Origin of the sequence: Pseudonocardia sp. SID8383 (assembly GCF_009864975.1) — a bacterium.
Taxonomy (GTDB): domain Bacteria; phylum Actinomycetota; class Actinomycetes; order Mycobacteriales; family Pseudonocardiaceae; genus Pseudonocardia; species Pseudonocardia alni.
Genome location: NZ_WWFY01000908.1, coordinates 1 through 426 on the forward strand (window position 1 = coordinate 1; position 426 = coordinate 426).

Here is a 426-nt window from a genome sequence, read left to right on the forward strand (position 1 = left end):
GAGCCCGCGCAGCGCGGCGGCGCCCTGGTCGCGGCCGGCGAGGACCTGTTCCCCGGCCGGGATCGCTCCCCCGCCGGGCGGGCCGACGGCGGTGACCGCACCGTCGCGGACCACGACCTCGAACCGGTCCGGTGCGCACGGCGCGTCCCGGTCGGTGTCGCTGCCGCACAGCGTGGCGGCCCGGTCGCCCGCCCAGTCGGAGGTGAACAGCCCGATCCCGCCGACGGGCACGGCGTAGGCGTTGAGGGTGTCGATGCGCAGGCGGCCCTCCGGCCCGGTCGCGGACGCGTCGAGGGTGAGCCGGTCCAGGCGGGGGGTGCCGTCGTCGTCGATCGCGAGGACGTCGCCCTGCTGGGCGCCGGGGACGCCCGGGGCGAGCCGCCGCCCGGGCGGCACGGCGGAGGTGAGTGCCCGGCCGTCGCGGAC

1 pseudogene is annotated in these 426 nt (G+C 80.0%); it reads right to left on the reverse strand.

The window, feature by feature from the left end:
- Positions 1-426, reverse strand: a pseudogene (locus tag GTW08_RS21645) (phosphodiester glycosidase family protein); the annotation flags it as partial.